Annotated in this window: 17 protein-coding genes; 12 read left to right on the forward strand and 5 right to left on the reverse strand. The window is 53.3% G+C overall.

Features of this window, described 5'->3' with window-relative positions:
• Positions 1–350: 350 nt before the first annotated feature.
• Positions 351–1,091, forward strand: a complete 741-nt coding sequence (locus ACKPCT_RS09355) for a helix-turn-helix transcriptional regulator (RefSeq protein ID WP_319569043.1) — start codon at positions 351–353, stop codon at positions 1,089–1,091.
• 152 nt (positions 1,092–1,243) lie between these two features.
• Here ACKPCT_RS09355 and ACKPCT_RS09360 read toward each other — a convergent pair whose 3' ends face one another.
• Together ACKPCT_RS09360 and ACKPCT_RS09365 are read right to left on the reverse strand one after the other, a co-directional pair.
• Positions 1,244–1,654 (reverse strand): DUF4332 domain-containing protein, encoded by a 411-nt coding sequence (locus ACKPCT_RS09360; protein WP_090068103.1) that lies wholly within the window; start codon positions 1,652–1,654, stop codon positions 1,244–1,246.
• A 152-nt stretch (positions 1,655–1,806) separates the two neighbouring features.
• The gene (locus tag ACKPCT_RS09365) at positions 1,807–2,208 is read right to left on the reverse strand and encodes a DUF2267 domain-containing protein (RefSeq protein WP_319516456.1); all 402 of its coding nucleotides are present in this window, start codon (positions 2,206–2,208) and stop codon (positions 1,807–1,809) included.
• A gap of 378 nt (positions 2,209–2,586) precedes the next feature.
• On the opposite strand from ACKPCT_RS09365, the gene ACKPCT_RS09370 reads away from it, so the two are divergent.
• From ACKPCT_RS09370 to ACKPCT_RS09400, 7 genes are all read left to right on the forward strand, one after another.
• Positions 2,587–4,161, forward strand: coding sequence for a helicase HerA-like domain-containing protein (locus ACKPCT_RS09370; RefSeq protein ID WP_090068916.1), 1,575 nt, complete (start codon positions 2,587–2,589; stop codon positions 4,159–4,161).
• A gap of 336 nt (positions 4,162–4,497) precedes the next feature.
• Positions 4,498–5,280 carry a hypothetical protein gene (locus ACKPCT_RS09375; protein WP_139229177.1) on the forward strand — a complete coding sequence of 261 codons (783 nt, stop codon included), beginning with the start codon at positions 4,498–4,500 and terminating at the stop codon, positions 5,278–5,280.
• 155 nt (positions 5,281–5,435) lie between these two features.
• On the forward strand, positions 5,436–6,824 hold the full coding sequence (locus ACKPCT_RS09380) for a M20/M25/M40 family metallo-hydrolase (protein WP_319569044.1): 1,389 nt from the start codon (positions 5,436–5,438) through the stop codon (positions 6,822–6,824).
• A gap of 507 nt (positions 6,825–7,331) precedes the next feature.
• Complete coding sequence (locus tag ACKPCT_RS09385; protein ID WP_175527865.1) at positions 7,332–7,832, forward strand: DUF1131 family protein; 501 nt, start codon at positions 7,332–7,334, stop codon at positions 7,830–7,832.
• A 152-nt stretch (positions 7,833–7,984) separates the two neighbouring features.
• Entirely contained in the window at positions 7,985–9,814 is a 1,830-nt protein-coding gene (locus ACKPCT_RS09390; RefSeq protein ID WP_319569045.1) for a hypothetical protein, read from the forward strand.
• 240 nt (positions 9,815–10,054) lie between these two features.
• The gene (gene meaB, locus ACKPCT_RS09395; protein ID WP_090068089.1) at positions 10,055–11,056 is read left to right on the forward strand and encodes a methylmalonyl Co-A mutase-associated GTPase MeaB; all 1,002 of its coding nucleotides are present in this window, start codon (positions 10,055–10,057) and stop codon (positions 11,054–11,056) included.
• A gap of 282 nt (positions 11,057–11,338) precedes the next feature.
• Positions 11,339–12,205, forward strand: coding sequence for a response regulator (locus ACKPCT_RS09400; protein ID WP_319569046.1), 867 nt, complete (start codon positions 11,339–11,341; stop codon positions 12,203–12,205).
• Between the two features lie 43 nt (positions 12,206–12,248).
• Here the strand turns inward: ACKPCT_RS09400 and ACKPCT_RS09405 are convergent, their stop codons facing one another.
• A complete protein-coding gene (locus tag ACKPCT_RS09405; RefSeq protein ID WP_090068085.1) occupies positions 12,249–13,286 on the reverse strand; it encodes an asparaginase in 1,038 nt (345 codons plus the stop codon).
• 198 nt (positions 13,287–13,484) lie between these two features.
• Between ACKPCT_RS09405 and ACKPCT_RS09410 the strand changes: the two genes are divergently transcribed.
• Positions 13,485–14,534 carry a DmpA family aminopeptidase gene (locus tag ACKPCT_RS09410; RefSeq protein ID WP_090068083.1) on the forward strand — a complete coding sequence of 350 codons (1,050 nt, stop codon included), beginning with the start codon at positions 13,485–13,487 and terminating at the stop codon, positions 14,532–14,534.
• A gap of 14 nt (positions 14,535–14,548) precedes the next feature.
• Here ACKPCT_RS09410 and ACKPCT_RS09415 read toward each other — a convergent pair whose 3' ends face one another.
• Both ACKPCT_RS09415 and ACKPCT_RS09420 read right to left on the reverse strand, forming a co-directional pair.
• Complete coding sequence (locus tag ACKPCT_RS09415; protein WP_090068081.1) at positions 14,549–15,847, reverse strand: SDR family oxidoreductase; 1,299 nt, start codon at positions 15,845–15,847, stop codon at positions 14,549–14,551.
• A gap of 513 nt (positions 15,848–16,360) precedes the next feature.
• Entirely contained in the window at positions 16,361–16,840 is a 480-nt protein-coding gene (locus ACKPCT_RS09420; RefSeq protein ID WP_090068079.1) for an RrF2 family transcriptional regulator, read from the reverse strand.
• 386 nt (positions 16,841–17,226) lie between these two features.
• Here ACKPCT_RS09420 and ACKPCT_RS09425 point away from each other — a divergent pair, with 386 nt between their 5' ends.
• From ACKPCT_RS09425 to ACKPCT_RS09435, 3 genes are all read left to right on the forward strand, one after another.
• Positions 17,227–18,264, forward strand: a complete 1,038-nt coding sequence (locus ACKPCT_RS09425) for an SLAC1 anion channel family protein (RefSeq protein ID WP_090068077.1) — start codon at positions 17,227–17,229, stop codon at positions 18,262–18,264.
• A gap of 411 nt (positions 18,265–18,675) precedes the next feature.
• Entirely contained in the window at positions 18,676–18,915 is a 240-nt protein-coding gene (locus tag ACKPCT_RS09430) for a hypothetical protein (RefSeq protein WP_319569047.1), read from the forward strand.
• Between the two features lie 28 nt (positions 18,916–18,943).
• The gene (locus ACKPCT_RS09435) at positions 18,944–20,539 is read left to right on the forward strand and encodes an acetyl-CoA hydrolase/transferase C-terminal domain-containing protein (RefSeq protein WP_090068073.1); all 1,596 of its coding nucleotides are present in this window, start codon (positions 18,944–18,946) and stop codon (positions 20,537–20,539) included.
• Positions 20,540–20,627: the final 88 nt, after the last annotated feature.

Below are 20,627 nucleotides of genomic sequence, written 5' to 3' on the forward strand. Positions count from 1 at the left end.
CTGGACATCGTTTTTTCGCATAGCTGTCCCAGCAGAGAATCATATGTTTTAGAGCCTGTCAAAAATTACGAACGATTCCATGTGGCTCCGTATCTTAAAAAATCAAACTGGGGAAAATTTACCTAGCTTTTGAACCATACTGGCGAAAAATTACATTGATAATCTTGTCTCCCCGTTTTTTCGCTTGCCCAGATTTGTACAATAGTCCAACATCTAGAGCGGGTCTAAGTGGGAAGGCGATAGTGTGTCAGGAAAGAGATAATCCAACCTGATTGACTGTTGCTTTATTTTTTGTCGGTCAGGCATTTGTGTCTGATTTTATTTCAACATCGAAACAGCAGTTTATATCCATGACTGATACCCGTTGGGCTCCCTCCGATAAGTCCATTTCTGTCACTCAACCAGCCAGAAATCCCGACGCCTTTTTCGAGAGTGTCGTATCCCGATTCAGATCGTTCGGTGCAGAGCATATTCTTATCACAGGCCTCCCCCTTCCCGGCCGAGACCTTGGCAAACTGGTACTCTATCAGCACTGGGGTGATAGTATTCTGTCCAGCGCCCATCTTGCACAGGTGCGCGGTAGTGACGACCTTTTGCGGCGCATTGCCGTCTTGTCCAAGCCGACAAGCTGGAATCTTGATGAAAAGGAAAATAGCTGGATCAAGGAATCCTCGCTCATTGGCCTTTTGCAGCGCAGCGGCACCAGCCCGCGCACCTATCGCACCTTGATCGGCATTCACGTTCATCATTTCAATGTCATGCAAGTGGCCATTTGCGTAGCCGGGCCTGAATTGAATGTGTCCGAACGTGAGCTAACAGCCCTGACAACAACCATCCAGCACGAGTTGGCAGAGATGCATTCTGTGCATCCGATCCTTTCCAGCCGCCCGGGCGAGCTTTCGACGCGCGAAAAGCTGGTTCTGAGCATGACGGCCGAAGGGAAAACCGCGGGCGACATTGCAGACGAGCTGCATATCTCGCAACGTACCGTGCATGCCCATCTGCAAAATGCCTCCGAGAAAATGCAGGCTGCCAACAAGACGCAAACGGTTGTTGAAGCCATGCGTTATGGACAGATCCAGCTTCGCTGATCTCGTAGAGGACGGGCATTGTAGATACGGGCCGCAGTACCAGTTGGGTGCGGCAGAGACGTGGTGTAAGAAACCGCAACTGAAGCGCTCTGAAAAACTGAAAAAGCCAGCGACATGGTTCGCTGGCTTTTCAATATGCTTGTGTCATCAGTTCAGTAGGTCATCATGGGAGGCAATTGTTTTGCCTCTGCAACCCAATTTTCAACATTTCCCAGAGCCGGCACCTGACGGACGAGCTTCTTCTCGACATTTGCCTCTTTCATGGCAGCGGTCAGGTTGGCAGCATTGCGATTGCGCAATTCCTTGACCGTGTCCACACCGGCAGCTTCCAGCAGTTCGGAATATTCCTCCCCCACGCCCTTGATACGCATTAGATCAGCCATATTCGCCCATTTTAGGATACGGGCATGGTCTATGCCGGTCTCCTCTTCCAGAGCCTTGCGCCCAGCGGCATCCTTGGCTTTTTCCAAATAAGCCTTGGTGTTGGTGATGCCAACAGCCTTCAGCTTCTCGGTATAGACGGGTCCGATTCCCTCGATTTTTGCAATAGAATAAGATGTCATAACTTGCCTCCACACAATAAATGGTGACCGAGCTATTCACCCATGGTCTGCCCGGCACCATCCTCCTGATTGTTGGCAGCGAGCATAGGGTATGATCACCACCAACACAGTGTAGTATAAAGAGGCGGTCTGCAAGTATTGGATGTGTCCAATTACAGGATCTGGCGAAGTGCAGGAACAGAATTGACGACATCATCCACCAGACTATCGTCTGCATTTTCCTTGGCGACGGTAATCAGCTCCGAAGCGACGGTCTGTATCTCACCCATGCTTAGGCCTTCGCTGGTCAACTGGTTCAGCGCAGCCATGGCACCGCCCATGCCACCCATGCCGCCCATCGCGCCCATCAAGCCGCCAAGCAGCCCGCCACCGCTTTCCTCGGTTTCAGCAGCGCTTTCCATAAGCGGCTGCGCTCCCAGAGCCTCAACCAGCATATTCATTTTGTCTTCGGGGGCTTCCTTGGAGAGGAAGTTGAGAATGATCTTGACGGCGGTCATGGCGAGGTCTTCGGATATGCCTGCTGCGGATGCGATCCGGGCAATGACTTGTTCCATAATGATCTCCTGAATGTGATTGGTTCAGACAAAGGCGTTTGAGTCTTTACATAGCTTACAATGGGCGATGAAAGAAACAGCAGATTGAGCCACCCTTGGGCCAATCACTGAGAATGAACTGCACGGGCGCCGGAAATATGGCTTCTATTGTCTGATAGCTGGTCCGGTTGCCTTCAATCATATTGCGCAGACAGATCAACCAACGTAAAAGATTCGGTGTATTACACTCCTGACATTGCATGCGCATTTGCAGCTTTGAACCGGGACATTACTGTCAGGATCTGGAACTTCTTAGCGTTTGTATTTCATTCTACTGGGCGGGTCGGTCTTCTAGCATGACTGGCAAGCCAAAGACTCAGAGCAGGAATCGCCATGACCATGTTGCATGATGAGGCCGTTTATCTCGGCACCTCTTTTCTTTCCGCAGAAGACGGCACACAGACCAGTCAGGGTGAGTATCTGCCCCTTTCTTTGGCCAACCGGCATGGGCTGATCACGGGTGCAACAGGCACGGGAAAGACCGTGTCGCTGCAAATTCTCGCAGAAGGCTTTTCCAATGCCGGTGTTCCTGTCTTTTGTGCTGACGTCAAGGGCGACCTGTCTGGGCTGGCAGCCAAGGGGGAAGCGAAAGATTTTCTTGCCAAGCGTGCAGAGACAATCGGCCTTGGTAAAGACTATGACTTCGCATCTGTTCCGACAATCTTCTGGGATCTGTTTGGTGAGCAAGGACACCCTGTACGCACAACCATCACCGACATGGGGCCTTTGCTGCTTGCACGCCTGCTCGGGTTGAATGATACGCAAGAGGGCATTCTCAACATTGCCTTCAAACTGGCCGATGACGAAGGCTTGTTGCTACTGGATCTGAAAGATCTGCGTGCGCTTCTGGTCAATATGGAAGAGCGGCGCAAAGAGCTTTCCGCCGTATATGGCAATATCTCCACAGCCTCAATCGGCGCTATTCAGCGCGACTTGCTGGTTCTGGAGCAACAGGGTGCGGAGCATTTCTTCGGCGAGACTGCGCTTGATATCCTTGATCTGATGCGCACCACGCGAGATGGTCGCGGCGTTGTGTCCATTCTTGCCGCAGACAAGCTAATGCAGTCCCCTCGCCTTTATGCGACCTTCCTATTGTGGCTTCTCTCGGAACTGTTCGAGGAACTGCCAGAAATTGGAGACAGGGACAGGCCGCGCCTTGTCTTCTTCTTTGATGAAGCCCACCTCCTGTTTGAAGATGCCCCGAAAGTGCTCGTGGACAAGGTGGAACAGGTGGTCAAGCTTATCCGCTCCAAGGGGGTCGGCGTTTATTTCGTTACGCAAAACCCGCTTGATGTGCCCGATGACGTATTGTCCCAGCTTGGCAACCGTATACAGCATGCACTAAGGGCCTACACCCCTCGCGACCAAAAGGCCGTTCGGGTAGCAGCCGACACCTTCCGCCCCAATCCGGCACTTGATACCCGGCAAGTCATCACCGAGTTGGGCGTCGGCGAAGCACTAGTTTCCACCTTGATGAAAAAGGGTGTGCCCTCAATGGTTCAGCGCACCCTGATCCGACCACCAAGTTCACGTATCGGCCCCCTTTCAGAGGGCGAGCGCAAAGAGATCATAACCAATAGCCCCATTCTGGGCGTCTATGACCGGGTTGTAGACCGGGAAAGCGCCTATGAAGTGCTACAAACGAGAGCGCAGAATAAAATACAGCGCGAAGAGGAACAGCGGCAACAAGAAGAAACAACCAAGGCCAAGAAAAGCCGTACAGGCTTCACTCTGCCCGACTTCAACAGGGGTGATCGGCCACAAAGCGCCCCCTCTAGATCCACCAGCAGACGCAGCTCTGGCCGCCAGACTGTTGCTGAGGCAGCAGTCAAATCTGTCGTCCGTTCGGTTGCCTCTTCTTTAGGCAGAGCTATCGTAAGAGGCATTTTAGGCAGCCTTAAAAGCGGACGTTGAGTGGCTATTCTATTGGCGCAAGTTCCTGTTAACTGACACTTATACAAAAACTTGAAATTTTACCGATTACAAGGAATTGTTAGCAATCATAGGCCATTACCAATAGGAGTGGCCTATTTTTGCATTCTTGTACAAAACAGGGGTCAAAAATAACAATAGGCTCAGACAACTGGGGGTCTGATGCCTAAACAACAACAATAATTTGGTGAGGCAAAAGTGTCGCGTCGCTTGATACCAGTGAAAAGCCTGTCAGTCATGATTCTCGCCCCTAGGCGACATGATCGTCAATTGTGGGCCGATCTGCTCAAAAATTGTGGCATAGAGCACCCGCTCTCCATGTCAGACATTGAGCAGGCGACGTCTATTGTTGCCGCAGGGCAGGCAGATATCGTCTTTGTTGATGAGAGCTATGGCCCTCAGCATCTGGCCAAGATGCTCATTCCCGCAAGACAGGTTGAATTTGCCGGAGGACGCGGTGTGTGTCTCATTCTGTGCTCCAAGAAAGCGACAGCTCAGGATGTACTCAATGCACGCAAGCTGGGTATCGCATCCCTCGTAATTCTCCCGACGTCGATTGACACTGTTCGAAAACATCTTGAACTGGCCGCCCGCTATATTCCGCAAACAGATGAAGAACTCGGCTGGACAAAGCCCAGGGAAAAAACGCCCGTCCCCACTCTCCAGAGCGAAGCCCAACCACCGAAAGATGCGGCTAGTGCCGAGGCTCTGAGTAAGCAGTTTGCAACGAAAAGCGGTGTGTCCAAAAGCACGGCCTTAAGCGATCTTGATGAAGCGCCTACTCATATCAAAGGTCCTTCGGCAAAGTCAGTGACAGCGGCTGACTTGACCGCGACACAAGCCGCCATGAAGGACCATAGTTCCCGGGATGCCTCTAATTCTGTTTCCATTAGAGAAAATGGCTCTACAGCAGATCTCGTCTCTGGGTTTGCAGAAAATATAGCGAATAGCGAGAAGCAGTCCCACGATGAAGGCAGCCCGGAGCCCCGTGCGGACCACCCTGATTCATTTCGTTCGGACGGTTTTGATGTCGACATTCCAGCCCTCACAGCACCGGGACGGTCAGGACAGTCGGCAGAAGAAGAAGTGGTATTCCTCTAGTCCGATGATGGCGTTTGCACTCCTTCGGATCGTTCCGGGAACATGTGTGAAAGTTACGAGCGCAAGGCTGGCGTCTCCATCAGGAAGCTGATAGCGTCTTGCCTATCAGCATCGCGTGCGAGCGCGTGTTTATTCCGTTCCGATAAGGTAATTTCATGACAAATCTTGATTCCGTTTTGGCGCAGGTCGACGCCAATTTCGATGATTCTCTCAAACGCCTGGTCACTCTGGTCGGTTTTAAATCCATTTCTACTGATCCTGACTATAAGGAAGAATGCCAGAAGGCTGCCGAATGGATTGCCAACGAATTGAATGGCATCGGAATCGACACGCGCGTTCACGAAACTCCCGGACACCCGATGGTCGTTGGCCATGACAGCGACACTGCCGACAAACCCGGCCCTCATGTTCTGTTCTATGCCCATTATGATGTCCAGCCCGTTGATCCGCTGGAATTGTGGGATGATGATCCCTTTAATGCCAAGGTCTTTGAAAAAGACGGGGTCAAGATGATCTTCGGCCGAGGGTCTTCTGACGACAAGGGCCAGATGCTGACCTTCGTGGAAGCCTGTCGCGCTTATAAGGAAGTTCATGGCTCTTTGCCAATTGCGGTTTCTATTCTGTTTGAAGGGGAAGAAGAAAGCGGCTCGCCAAGTCTGTTGCCTTTCCTCAATGCGCATAAAGACGAACTCTCCAAGGATCTGGCGCTGGTCTGCGACACCACCATGTTTGACCCTGAAACGCCTGCGATTACAACGATGTTGCGCGGTCTGATGGGCGAAGAAATCATCATCACAGCAGCCAATCGTGATCTGCATTCGGGCGCCTATGGTGGCCCGGCGGCAAACCCGATCAAGATTCTGTCCCGCATTCTTGCCGATCTGCATGATGACAATGGCAGAGTTCAGATTCCCGGCTTCTATGATGGCGTGGAAGAACTCGCCCCGGATGTCAAAGCCCAGTGGGATGCGCTGCCTTTCGACGACGCAGAATTCCTCAAGGATGTTGGCCTTTCTATTCCGGCCGGGGAAACGGGCTACAGTGTTTACGAGCAACTCAACGCACGTCCGACCTGCGAATTCAACGGCATCACCGGTGGCTACACCGGCTCGGGCTTCAAGACCGTAATTGCGTCTCAGGCCTCAGCCAAGATCTCCTGTCGCCTCGTAGGCAAGCAGGATCCGGACAAAATTCGCGAAAATCTGCGCGCTTTCGTCGAGGAGCGACTGCCTGCGGATTGCTCGGTTGACTATATCGAACATGGCTCGGCCCCTGGCCACAGCCTTTCTGCCGACTTCCCGCCGCTGCAAAAAGGAGCTGCCGCACTCAAGGACGAATGGGGCAAGGACACCATCATGATGGGTATGGGCGGTTCCATTCCGATTGTTAGCGAATTCAAGGATATTCTGGGTATGGATTCCATGCTCATCGGCTACGCTCTGGAAACCGACAATATCCATTCACCAAACGAGAAATACAATCTGGAAAGCTACCACAAGGGCATCCGCTCTTGGGTTCGCGTTCTGGCTGCTCTGGCTGAATAAGCCAAGAGCAAGCTTCCAAAAGATGTGAGGCTGGGTCCTGAAGGGTTCAGCCTCTTTTTGATCTTTTCTTTCCCTCTCTCAGGCATTTGCCAAACTAACGCCCAGATCCAGACTTAGTTGTTGTCAAATCACATGAAAGAAGACATAAGCCCCTTGTGAAGATTCGCATTGCACTGCGGCTTTTGGCCGAAAAAGGTATATGTATTCAGAGCTTGAATAATTTGGTCACACATATACACTTTTACCGGATTTTCTAGGATCTCCACCCCTGGATCAGATTGGAAGGATACAGGCTTGTTCGGGTGTTCCGACTGTCCTTCTCTTCCGAATCTGTTATGCATTCAGCGGCTGGTGTTTCGACCATGCGACAGGTTGCATTTGCGCCTGCACCTCTGTTTCAAATCGGTATCATTGATGCACACACTATTGCTTAAATCAGTTTTGCGTTCCCTTCCCGGTTTTGCCCTCTTGCTCACCTTGGCTGGTTGCAGCGTCCCGATGGGACCCATGACGGATTCAGCTGGCGCTCCACCGCCGCGGGCCGTTCTGACTGTCACCGATGCAGGCATTAGTGGCCTGACGCCGGAAACCGGATACGGCCCCAAGTCTATTGGCGCGGCCCTGCCCGGCTTTGATATAGAGACAATCCAGACCGCTGGTGAAAACGACACCCAGTGGACCTATGCGGCCTTTCGCGATGGCATGCAAATGGTTCAGATTTTCAAAGGCACCGGTGGCAAGATCGGCGTTGTCCATGGCGTTGGCGATGCGGTTGCCGGCCCCAATGGCGAGCGTCTCGGCATGACCTTCGCACAGGCGCATCTGCCGCGCAGAGCCTGTCGAGTGGGCAAAAATCTCTGGCGCGGCATGGCCATTTGCAAGGCTGCCAACACAGAGAAGGTTTCACTCGTCTTTGCCATTTCAGAATATAAGGGCCCGTTTGATCGCCTGCCGTCGTCATCTGATTTGCAAGGGGCAACACTGCAGCGCATTCTCTGGACGCCCTAGTCTTTTAAATCATTGACTTAGTGCCCGTTTTTGCGTGATGGTCTGACGGCTATTGCGCAGTGTGCAATTCGGGGCATCGGCCTCAAAAAAGACCGGAAACTTATCTAAACCGAATCTTCCGCAAAAAGTCTTTTGCGAAAAGAGTGATTGAGATGACAGCGCAGACTGGCGAACATAGCTTTAGGCTTACAGACAGAGGTGGCAAAGCGCGCGCAGCGGTTGCGGGGCTGCTCGGTCTTGTGGCCGCTGGTCTTGCCAGCTCTTCAGCCCTTGCCCAGCCGTTACTTGAAAAGAGCAGCGCGAATGGCTCGGTGCCTGTTCTCTATAAAAGGATCGATGTGCACGGAGCGAGCCAGCCCCTAGTCGCAGGAAACAAATCGCCTTGGCTCCTTCAGTCTGATATTCGCACAGCTCCCTTTGTCATGAAGGCCGGTAGACCTTCTGCCCCCTTCTCACTCTTGGCCGCAGGCGCTACGACCGGTACCGGGAATGACGAGGCAAAGCCGACACCGGCAGCCCCTTCGGGGCAGTCAACCATGCCTCCCTCCATGACCAGTCCGCTTCTGCCCAATGTGCCCTCCTCGCTCAATCAGGACGAGTTGGATATCCCGGCCCAAACCGGCGAGCCGAAGATTGGTGCCCCCATTTTGGATGTTACGCCCGCGACTGGCGATGGTATGCTTGCTGAAACCTCTGACGCGCGCCAAGAGACCGAAAATCAGGAAGCTGCGCCTTTGTCTGCTGCGGATAAGAATGCTTCCGATCTGGAAGAAGCGGCGAGTGCTGGGCCTGCACTGCGCAAGAGTTTTTCGGCTCTTTTCACTCAGCAGCGGCCATTTCTGCTTTATTCGCAAGACGCGTCCATAACCTATCTCATGCCCAATGCGCTGGTGGATCACACTAGGCTGAGCCGTTATCTGCGCAATATTCTCGAAGAGCGCGCTCTTGAGCAATGGCAAACACAGAGACAGCAGCAATCCGCTGCAGGAGATCCGGCGCGCGAACAGGAAGACGACTCGCTCAATAGCAAAGTGCCGCTTGAGGAACGCCCTGCGCTGGTGATTACGGGACGGGTGGAGGACCGATTTTACTCGGCGGATTTCAGCTCTCTCTATCTTGAAGAGGTCAAGAGCCTCGATGGGCAAAAGCAGATCGGCCAGATCCTGAGCTTCAACTATGATAATGTGAACAATGCCCCATTCGGGCTGCAGGATTTGTTTCAGGCCAAGGATGACAAGGAGCTGGCTAGCACAATCGAGTTGATCGATGCCTATATCCAGACCGATATCGTGCGGCAGAAATCCATCCGTCTCGGCACACTGGTGCGACCCGATCAGGATTCATGGCTCAAGGACCTCAAGCCCAGCCTGTCGCTGTTACAGAATTTCACGCTTGTTCCCTCGCGCGAAACAAGCAAAATCGCGGGCCTTTCCTTCCATTTCAATCCCGGCATTTTGGGAGCGGAAGCGGACGGTCAGTACGATGTCTATGTTCCGGCCTCTATCTTCAGCGCGACACTGTCTGAGCGCTTTGCGCCTCATTTCGGAGGGGAAGCCCTCAGGGTGAGCCGACACAATGCCAAGGGCTTTTCTGCTGCCAGCGTTAATGTAGAAGGGCTTCGGTCAGGGGCAGAGTTGGGCGGCGACATGCTGATCGAGGGCGAGGTTCCGGGCAACTGGTGCGATGGCTTCCACCTGACGCTGACAAGCAAGAGCAACCAACAGATCGTGACCGAAGGCGTCGTCAAGCTGCTGCCCGATCTACCAAGCTATGGTCTGGCCAGCAACATGATGCGCTTCCGCGCTGAACTTTCGGTTGCGGGCGACGGGGAAAAATCCGGCACGCTGCTGTTTGAGCCCTATGCGGTTACGGTTCAGGATGATCACGTCGTCTTGCGCGAAGATAGCGCTTGCAATCCAGCCAAACCGATCGCCATGCCAGACCCAAGCCGCGATCAAATCGCGATCGATGTAAACTATTAGGCCTTCAAACCACGGCTCAAGGCCTACCCAACCGAACGATCCCTTCCCGAACGAATGACGCCAAGCGGAAATCAACAGCCCATTTTGACAAGCAGACAAGGCGCTTTTGATGCGCTAGGCATTGTTCCGGCCTTGCCGCCACGCGACTCACATGGCAAAAAGGCCCTGAAAATCTGATCGTACGAACCATTGACACTGAGACAAGAGAGCGCCCACCCCAACGGGCGAAGGAAAGACGTTATGGTACCTGCTCATTTGAATGCTGATCTTCTGGCCAAACAAATCCTGGAGGGGAACAGAGCATCCCTTGCCAGAGCCATAACGCTCGTAGAAAGCCGCAAGCCTGAGCACAGGGCCATTGCACGCGATCTGCTGACCCAGTTGCTTCCCTATTCCGGCAAGGCTCATCGCGTTGGTATCACGGGCGTTCCGGGCGTTGGCAAATCCACGACGATTGACCAATTGGGCAAAAACTTGACCGAAGCAGGCAAGAAGGTCGCAGTGCTCGCTGTTGACCCCTCATCCACCCGCACGGGGGGCTCCATTCTGGGCGACAAGACACGCATGGAACAGCTCTGCAACGACCCGAATGCCTTTATCCGCCCTTCTCCTTCTGCCGGTACACTGGGTGGCGTGGCTGCCCGTACGCGCGAGACCATGTTCCTTTGCGAGGCTGCCGGGTATGATGTCATTCTGGTGGAAACAGTTGGTATCGGCCAGTCGGAGACCACAGTTGCCGACATGGTCGACTTCTTCCTCGTGCTGATGTTGCCCGGTGCGGGCGATGAACTGCAGGGCATCAAGAAAGGTGTTCTTGAAATCGCCGATATGATCGCTGTGAACAAGGCCGATGGCGACGGTTGGGCGCGCGCCCGTAAGGCTGCGGCACAATATCGCGCAGCCTTGCACATCATGACACCGGTAAGCCAGAATTGGACGCCACCAGTTATGACCGTCTCGGGCCTTGCCAACGAGAGTCTCGATAAGATGTGGAACAAGGTTGTCGAGCATCAGGAAAAGCTCACCGAAAGCGGCGAACTGCAAGATAAACGCAGTGGGCAGCAGGTTCGCTGGATGTGGTCCATGCTGGAAGACCGGATGAAATCCCTGTTGCGTGAGAATGAAAGCGTCACCAAACTGCTCGAACAGGTGGAAAAATGCGTAGAAAGCGGCACCCTGCCAGCCTCGGTGGCGGTTGAGGATGTGATGAGCCAACTGTTGACGAGCCTCAAGAAGGATTGATCGCCCTAGCTTTATGCGCTTGGCCCCAATCCAGCTTTTTACCTCTAAAAATCTCAAAAAACCGCGTGCCCCAGGTGCGCGGTTTTTTCTTTGAGCCTCATACAATTTGCAGCTTTGCGTTGGTGGTTCCTCCGATCGCACAAGCTACGCGCAACATACATGTGCAGAATGCCAAGAGACAGAAAGTGCGGGTTTGCCCTTTATATTTCTGATTGTAACATTTGTTTTAACGACTTTTCTGTAAGGTATAAGAAATTGAACTTGAAATTGGGACGAGGTTCAATGCGGAGAGGCAAGGGATCCATTGTCGTTGCAGAAGCAAACGCCAATGAGCGCCAAGGCTTAGTTCACAAAATTTCCGAACAGGATCAAGATGTTGCCGTTTTGGAAGCATCATCCGCCGATCTATTGCGCAGCATTCTGGCGGAACAGCCCGTTGATATGCTACTCATTAGCGAGCAATTTTCTGACAATTCCGGTCTGGATATACTTGAGCTACTGGGCCCCCTTGTTCAAGGTGTGATAACCATCTTGATGGCGGACTATTTCAGTCGAGAAACACTCGCTCAGGCAACTAGAACCAACCTTTATGACTGCATCCAGACGCCGCTTAAAAAGGCGGATGTAGAGCGCTTGCTGAAACGGCGCGATGCGCAGAAGACGCGATTGTCTGCTCTCGTTGTCGACTCGCAACCCGCAGCTCGCCATATCATCTTCAAGCTTCTATCCGACAGCCGGTTCGATCTGATGACCTCTGAAGCAGAGAGTGGTCCGCTGGCCGCTTCGCTTTGCAAAGCCATTCCTTACCAGATCATGCTTGTCGACCCTGCAACCAAGGATTGGCTCGGTGCAGGAATGGTCAAACATATCACGGACCGTCAGCCCCTTTGTCGTATTGTGCTGATGAGCGCCAAGGACAAGGAAAGCCTGAAAGACCAGTATCGCGACGTCAATATATCAGGTTTTCTGAAGAAGCCCTTTTACGCACAAGATCTGGATCGGGCGTTGCATAAGCTCATGAAGATTCCAGTTAGCAATCTTCTGAAAGATGATTTCTATGAAACCCAACGCCCACTGTCGGGCCCGGCCCTATCTGGCAAGTCGCGCAAGCGTGCGGCCGATGGCAGTCGGGAAATCGTCTGGCTTTAGGTGTCGGCACAAGTCATTCAGACCGGTCCATAACTTTGATGGGTTAAGCCTTGAGCTTTTGCATCAGATGAGACAGCGCGCCGTCGACCAGCTTCACTGTGCCCACATGAATACCGTTCCAGTTGACCAGCTTATGCTCGCGCCAATCGTCCATGGCGACGGCCTCTCCTTCACTCATGGGTACAAAGGCATCAATCGCAGCCGCCATCATGATTTCAGCAGCCCGGGTTGCGCCATCCCAGCATTTGATCGCCACCCCTAGACCCTGGTCTGGGAAACTGGCACAAAAGACGCCTTCGGCTCCGGTTTTGACAAAGGCTCGCTCTCCAAATATCTCCATGACGGACGTGCAGAAACGATCGTGCCCTGCAACCATGTACGGCGCCTTGGCAACCGCCTGCCTCAATCTTTGGGCTGCTTTCGCCCGTTCTGGCGCAAAATCTGTGCCGGTCCCAAAGCGAGCGAAGGCATGAGCAAGATTCTTGAGAGGAATGGCATAAGTGGGGATTGAGCAGCCGTCGATACCGCACAAGTCCATCCCTGCCTCTCCTTCAAGAGAGAAGCCGGTGGTTTGCTCAAGCACGGCCCGGACCTCCCGTTGAACCGGATGGTCCACTTTCACATAGCCATGATGATCAAATCCGGCCTCCTGCGCAAAGCAGAGGAAGCCTGCATGCTTGCCGGAGCAGTTGTTGTTTGCCGCAGTGGGGGATGCGCCGCGCATGTGCAATACGGCCTGATCAGCCTCATAACGCGGGCTATGTGCTCCGCATTCAAGTGCGCCTTCAGCCAGACCGCATGCCTTGAGCATGGCTTTGACCGTATCAACATGCACCTCTTCGCCATTGTGGGAAGCGCACGCGATGGAAAGCGCTTCGGACGGTAGATGAAAATGATCGGCAGCGCCGGATTCTATCAAGGGCAAAGCTTGCAATCCCTTGATTGCAGAGCGCGGGAAGACCGGACTTTCGATATCGCCAATGGAAGAAACCAGGTCGCCGGACGCGTCAACCACCGCAATGGCTCCCATATGCCAGCTTTCCACCCGCACACCGCGTGTTACCTCTACCAAAACAGACATTGCACCCTCGGTTCTTGATTTTTATCGTTGTGGACACTCATAAAGAAAACGACTTCGATTTGCAAAAGAGCCTAGCCCCAGTCCTTATGAAGCACAAGGGGTTAGTCATTCCAGAAGAGCCGCAGAATATCTTGAGAAATGCTGCACATTTGTCTAGGGTTCGCCAACTTTTCCTATGAGGCAACGAGACTTTGAATCATGGCATATGCGCGCGACTTTGACATTCAGATTGGCGAACGGCCGACTGGCCCGACCAACAGTATGGCCGACATAGAAGGCCTTTCCTTCGGTCACGTCACCTTGTCGGATGGTTCGACGCAAACGGGCGTCACCGTTGTGCACCCCGCGCCAGATTCGGTTTTCCAGACTAAATGCATTGCGGCTTGCCATGTGATCAATGGCTTTGGCAAAAGCATCGGGCTGATGCAGTTGGAGGAGCTGGGTCAGTTGGAAACGCCTATTGTTCTGACCAACACCTTGTCGGTTGGCACGGCCTCGACTGCACTGGTCAAGCATATGCTCGCCGGACACCCCGCCATTGGAGAGACGACGGGCACCGTCAACCCAATCGTCATGGAATGCAACGACGGGGCATTTCTGAACGATATTCGCGGGCTGCATGTTTCAGAAGAGCATGTTTTGCAGGCTCTTGCGCGCCATGATCCGCAGCTAGCGCAAGGCGCTGTTGGCGCGGGAACCGGCATGAGCAGCTATGGGCTCAAGGGCGGCATTGGCTCTGCTTCACGCGTAATCGGGATTGGCGCTCGCAGCTTCACTTTGGCCGCTACGACCTTATGCAACATGGGCCGCCTGCCCGATCTGATGGTCAATGGTCGGCCAATTGGCGCGGAGATACAGGCCTGTCAGGAAAGCGGAAATAATGCGGAACTTGGGTCTATCATCATTCTACTGGCAACAGATGCACCGCTGACATCGCGTCAACTCAAGCGCATCTGCAAGCGCGCAACAGCGGGTCTTGCGCGCACAGGCACCCAGTTTGGCTCAGGCAGTGGAGACGTGGTACTCGGTTTCTCGACAGCAGGTCGCCTGCCGCACGATGCTCCGGACACGCCCGTGCTCGCCATGGAAATGCTGCATGAAGATCAATTGGATCATCTCTTCAGCACGACGATTGAAGCCGTAGAAGAAGCGATTCTCAATGCGCTTTTCGCTTCGAAGACAACAAAGGGCAAACATGATCGCGTGCGCGAGAGCCTTGCGGACTGGTGGCTCAAGCTGAAGAAATAGCGCAGAAGCTGCGGCTAGCGGCTGCCGAGCAATGCGCGGGTAACCAAGGCAACCATCAAGGCCGGAATCGCCTTCAGCAGGGCTCCTGCGGGGTCCATCCATAAAGCGGGCACCAAAACACTGGCAGATAGCAGGTAGATCACGGTCATGACGACCATGGCCAGACAGACCTGATAGGCCATCCTTCGGATAAGGATGGCAATCCCCAGCGCAATATCAATGAAGGCAGCACTGGCAAGCAGAAACTGCACCTGAAGCACCGTTGCGCCAGAGCCTGTCAGATTCTTGGCTGCCAGTTGCATGTCGAACAGGGTCAGGACGCCGGTCAGTATCCAGAATAGAGACAAGGTGGCGACCAGTACCGGCAGCAACAAAGCCAGCTTCGAAAACCAGCGCTCCTGAGTCGTGCTCGGCATCATGGCCAGAGTTTCTTCATATGAGCGGCAATAGCGCCCGGAGATGGAATGCCACAAGGTCGGATCGCCATTGACATGTCCTTCGAGCACCTGCAGCGCAGTGGTACGCATGGGCGACCGCCAGCCCAAACGCCCGAGACCATTGGCAACGCTGGTAATCAGATCGGCTGTCCAGCCCGAGAAGCGAAAGCTTTTGACAGCAGGCGAAAAACCGAGCCAGTTGCGCATGCTTGCCACCAGTTCCTCGAAAGAGTGGCTCTCCGCTTCTACCAGATCGATATCGGCTTGTGCAGGAATCCGGCCTTCAACAGCCATAAGCGCAGCTTCGGTCAATTCATCAATATGAATGGTTTGAATACGACGATCCGCCATCATAAGCGGCTGTATATAAGGGAATCCGGCCAAAAGCCGTAAAAGAGCCGTGCCACTATAAGCAGATGGCGCCAGAACCAGCCCGGGACGCAGCACAACCCATTCGATGGAGGAATCCATGACGATATCGTCACCGATTGCCTTGGTGCGCATAAAGGCTGTGGGGGCGTTGGGTTCGGCGCCAGTCGACGAAATCTGCACAAAGCGCAAAATGCCGCGCTCCTCGCATGCATCAAGACAGGCCTTGACGGAAAGATGATGCACCGCTTCCAGGTCGGCCATCAAGCCATCCTGCAAAGCACTCGCAGCATTGACCACAGCGTCGACGTCATCCAGCAGATGCACCCATTCGCTGGATTCAAGCATGCGGCGCATGTCACCGGTATGCCACTCGACTTGCGGCAACAGCCGAGCTGCTTCTCTGGGTGTTCGAGACAGGCTCACGACCTCATGCTCAGCACGCAGTAAGGCTCGGCATATTTCCGATCCGATCAGGCCATAACCACCAAGAACCAGAATACGCATGATTGTCCCTGTCCACTCCTAAACGCAGCAAATAATAATAAAGAGCCACAATACCAGTTTAAAAACCTGATTGTGGCTGTCGACTAAATGAGTTCGATCCTAAGTCAGCGCGCGTTAAAATTCGTGCAGACTTTAGTCGCCCCTTCGCAAGAGGTCATCTTCGCAATTAGCATTACATATTTGTACCGAAACGTATCAAAAGCATCGCTCGGGGTAAATATGGTATACTAGCATATTTACGCGAGCCCATAAAAACCGCCGCCCCCACCTGTGCCGACCAAAAAAGTCGATGATCATGAGACATGACAAGCAGGTTTGTGAATGATCTCAATTGTCTGGGGATATCATCTACCCCAGACGCTTCGTGGGCTTCAACGGTAAATTTCGGTAAAATACACGGTCCCCTGCCCCGCTTCCAGCGGCCCGGGCAAACGATTCACATGGCAAGGAGGCCGCGCGGACCCTTTGGCCGCTATCACTGGCACCATGAGAGATATCAAGAATAAGGAGTGATCACGCGCAGTCGGGTCGGTGCATCTGACCAAGACCGCCAATCTGCTCAGCCATACCCAAAAGCGGCTTGAGACAATCGGGTTGAGCGACCATGTCTGCGAGTGTCTGCGAATCCAGAACCTTCAAGAAAGCCTCCAGAGCATTCTGCAGCAAGGTGCGGAATTTACATTCGGAGATCAGCGGGCAGGTATTGCTCTCCTCCGAGAAGCACTCGACAATGAGCATATTCTCTTCGGTTTGCCGGATGATCTCACCAACATTGATGTCCTTAGGGTCTTTGGCCAGACGAATGCCGCCATTCCGGCCCCGAATGGCATGAATGGCGCCGATATGAACCAATCGCTGGGCGATTTTATTCAGATGATGACCGGAGATGTCATAGGCTTCGGCGATCTCAGCCAAACGTACGGTCTGCTCAGGCTTGAGAGCGCAGTACATAAGCAGGCGCATTGCATAGTTGGAATGCTGAGTAAGACGCATGAAACCTCCAAACCTTGGCTAAATAAACCAGAGCCGCCGTTGCGATCTAGAATCGCAAATACCGACGCCCCCAACGGACTCTATACCTTAGTATAGCATCTTGGGTCGCATAGCCAACAATGACAGATTCATATTCAATCGAACATAAAAAATGCACTGCTGCCCATATCGATTAGAGACCGGGGTGATCGATACAGGCAGCAGTGCCATCGACTCTCCTCGTCGGAAAGCGATGAATGCTGAAACGTCCTCTTAAACCTTCATACTTTCGAATAAATATAAGTTTGTTGTTTCCCTACAATCAAATGTTGGTTATGTTGTAACACTTGTGATAAGAAGTATCAAGTTTACTTGTTTAAATTTATGCGGATAAATGGAGAGACAGAATGTCGCAGACAAACAACCCTCAGGAGGCGGCCTCCTCCTCTGCCGCAGCGGCCCTTAGCGGCGCATCGGGTCCCTCAGTAGCAACAGCGGAATCTCGGCTGGAGCATTTTCCAAATGCCTTCTTTGCTATGGTGATGGGGCTGGCCGGCTTTACCCTCGCGACAGAGAGACTTGAGAAAAGCTTTGGCATGGAACACAGCAACAGTCTGTATTTATTGACTTTTACAGGCATCGTCTTTGCCATACTACTCGGGATCTATCTGCTCAAGGCAATCAAGTATCCTGCAGCCATTTCGTGGGAATGGCATCATCCGGTGCGACTATGCTTCTTCCCTGCAGCTTCTATCGGGCTGATTCTGATGGGCACCGCGTTCGGCCCTTTTTCTCATGCTTTATCTTTCGGTTTCTGGGCCGTGGGCAGCGCGCTACATTTAATTGGAACGCTGGCCGTTCTCTCCACCTGGATCGGCCACAGGAACTTTGAATTGATGCATCTCAATCCTGCCTGGTTCATACCTGTGGTGGGCAATATCCTCGTTCCGATTGCTGGCAGTCGGCTGGGATATACCGAGATTTCCTGGTTCTTCTTTGCGATCGGCATCCTCTTCTGGGTCGTGCTTTTGACGCTGGTTTTCAACCGTCTGGTTTTCCACAATCCATTGCCAGAGCGCCTGTTGCCGACGCTGATGATCCTCATTGCCCCTCCTGCAGTGGGATTCGTTTCCTTTGTCACCATGACAGGCGGGATCGATCCCTTCTCGCGGATTCTCTATTACACCGGCGTGTTTTTCTTCCTGATCATCCTGCTTCAAGTGCCAAAGCTGTCGCGCATCTCCTTTGCCATGTCGTGGTGGGCTTACAGCTTCCCGCTGGCGGCGTTGACTATTTCCACTCTGCTCTATGCGGAGAAGATCCAGTCGGGCATCCACGAGACGATCGGATATGGGCTCTTCGCTCTTCTGGTCCTGGTGATCATCGGCCTGCTGATCAGGACGATGAAGGCCGTTCTTGGCGGCGAGATCTGTCAGCCAGAGTAAACCAGGCGAGCTTAGCCGGCTTCTTCATTCCGCCTCCCAAGGCGCAGAGCGCGCGCACTCGTAAAACCGAATCGCGCGCTCGTTTCCAAGTCTCCTCTGTCAGAAAACCATACGGTGGCGCTCCTATTCAAAATGGATAGGCATGAGCAGAATCCGGTCATTTTCGCTGATTGCGAAGCCGCTCCCCCAGAGATCATTGACTCAAGACAAAATGAAAAACAAATCGGTGTTTTTCCTCATTTTTCTTGTCCAAAAATTTACAAATATTCGTCAATAGTTCACCCTTGGTCCGAATTCCCGCTACCCTTTGTTGGTGTTACACTTTAGGATGAAAAGAGCCATTATATTTGCGGTTCTCAATCAGGGAATACCCTCAAGACAATGCATGACAACCTGTCTCAGGCAAAGAAGATGTCGACCATCCCCGGAGTGGTAAAAGATCCGGCCCGCTATTCTTTCTTCGTAAGCACGGCTTTGCGTTGCCCGTCGACCTGTCTGGCCGCGCGCACTCGCGAGACAGAAAGAGATGCGCGGCTGACAACCTCCGAACTGACCTCTTCGCCCTCCCGGTTGCATCATATCGAGAGTTGCTTTTCTGAAATGCGCCCACAATCCTCCCGCTCGGAACGTTGGGCAGACCCGAAACATTAAAAACAGATCCTCACAGGAGAAAACAAGAATGGGTATGTATGGAACACTGGAAGATCGAGTCCGCTGTCCATTCCTTATGAACAAAGTCATGAAGGTGGAAGACACCATCGACATGTTCAAGGATGGCATGAACTTGGGTTGGTCCGGTTTTACGCCTGCAGGGTATCCAAAGGCTGTGCCTATCGCACTGGCCGAGCATGTCGAGAAAAATAATCTTCAAGGCAAACTGAAATTCAACCTGTTCATCGGTGCTTCCGTTGGTGCTGAGACAGAAGGGCGCTGGGCCGACAACGACATGATCGACCGTCGCTGGCCTTACCAGACCGGCAAGAACATCGCCAAGGCCATCAACGAAGGCCGCATCCGCATGGGCGACAAACACTTGTCGCTTTTTGCTCAGGATCTGGCCTACGGCTTCTACACCAAGGATTCCAAATCCGGCAAACTCGACCTCGCCATCATCGAAGTGTCTGCGGTTACCGAAGACGGATGTCTTGTTCCTTCCGCATCGGTTGGCGTGATCCCGGAAATCATCCAGACCTGCGACAACATCATTCTCGAAGTCAATACCGCGATGCCTTCCTATGAAGGTATGCATGACATCATGGTTCTGCATGCTCCTCCGCATCGTGAAATCATCGGTATCACCAAGGCAAACAGCCGCATCGGCATGCCGTGCATCCCATGTGACCCGAGCAAGATCGTTGCCATCGTTGAATCCGAGCATACCGACAAGGGCCGTGCTCTGGCCGATCCGGACGAAGGCTCCGTAGCAATTGCCAACTACCTGCTCGACTTCTTCAAGAACGAAGTGAAGCATCATCGTCTGCCAGAAAATCTGCTGCCACTGCAGTCTGGTGTCGGCTCCATCGCCAACGCCGTTGTTGGCGGGCTGGCTGATGGTCCTTTCTATAACCTCAGCGTTTACACAGAGGTGCTACAGGACGGCATGCTTGATCTGTTCGACTCAGGACGTCTTGACTATGCCTCCTCCTGCTCACTGTCGCTGTCTCAGGATCATGGCATGCCGCGTTTCATCGAGCGCCGTGAATTCTATCAAGACAAGATCATCCTGCGTCCGTTGTCCATCTCCAACAACCCCGAAGTGGCTCGCCGCCTCGGTGTAATTGCGATGAACACGCCGATCGAAATCGACATGTATGGCCATGCCAACTCGACCTTGATCAGCGGTACCCGCATTGTGAACGGCATCGGCGGGTCGGGTGACTTCTTGCGCTCCGGCTTCCTGAAGATCATGCATACGCCCTCGGTTCGTCCGTCCAAAACCGACCCGACCGGTATCTGCTGCGTTGTTCCGCACGCCCAGCATATCGACCACACCGAGCATGACCTCGACGTTGTGGTAACCGAGCAGGGTCTTGCTGACTTGCGTGGTCTGGCTCCTCGTGATCGTGCGCATTGCATCATCAACAACTGCGTCCATCCGGATTACAAGGACATCATGAACGAGTATTTCGACATGGCCGAGAAAGACTGTATCCGCCGCGGCGTGGGCCACGAGCCTCAGTTGTGGGATCGTGTCTTCAAGATGCAGCTGAACCTCGCCCAGAACGGCACGATGAAAATCAAGAACTGGGACATGAAGGTCGATCTTTGCGAATAGATCGCCTCAAGGTTTGGTGTGATGTGGTCAGCTACGCATCTCGCCCGCCCTTTATGACATTCCCGGTTCGATCAGGAGCGGTGGTTTC

The organism is Cohaesibacter marisflavi (assembly GCF_963665895.2).
Lineage (GTDB): Bacteria > Pseudomonadota > Alphaproteobacteria > Rhizobiales > Cohaesibacteraceae > Cohaesibacter > Cohaesibacter marisflavi.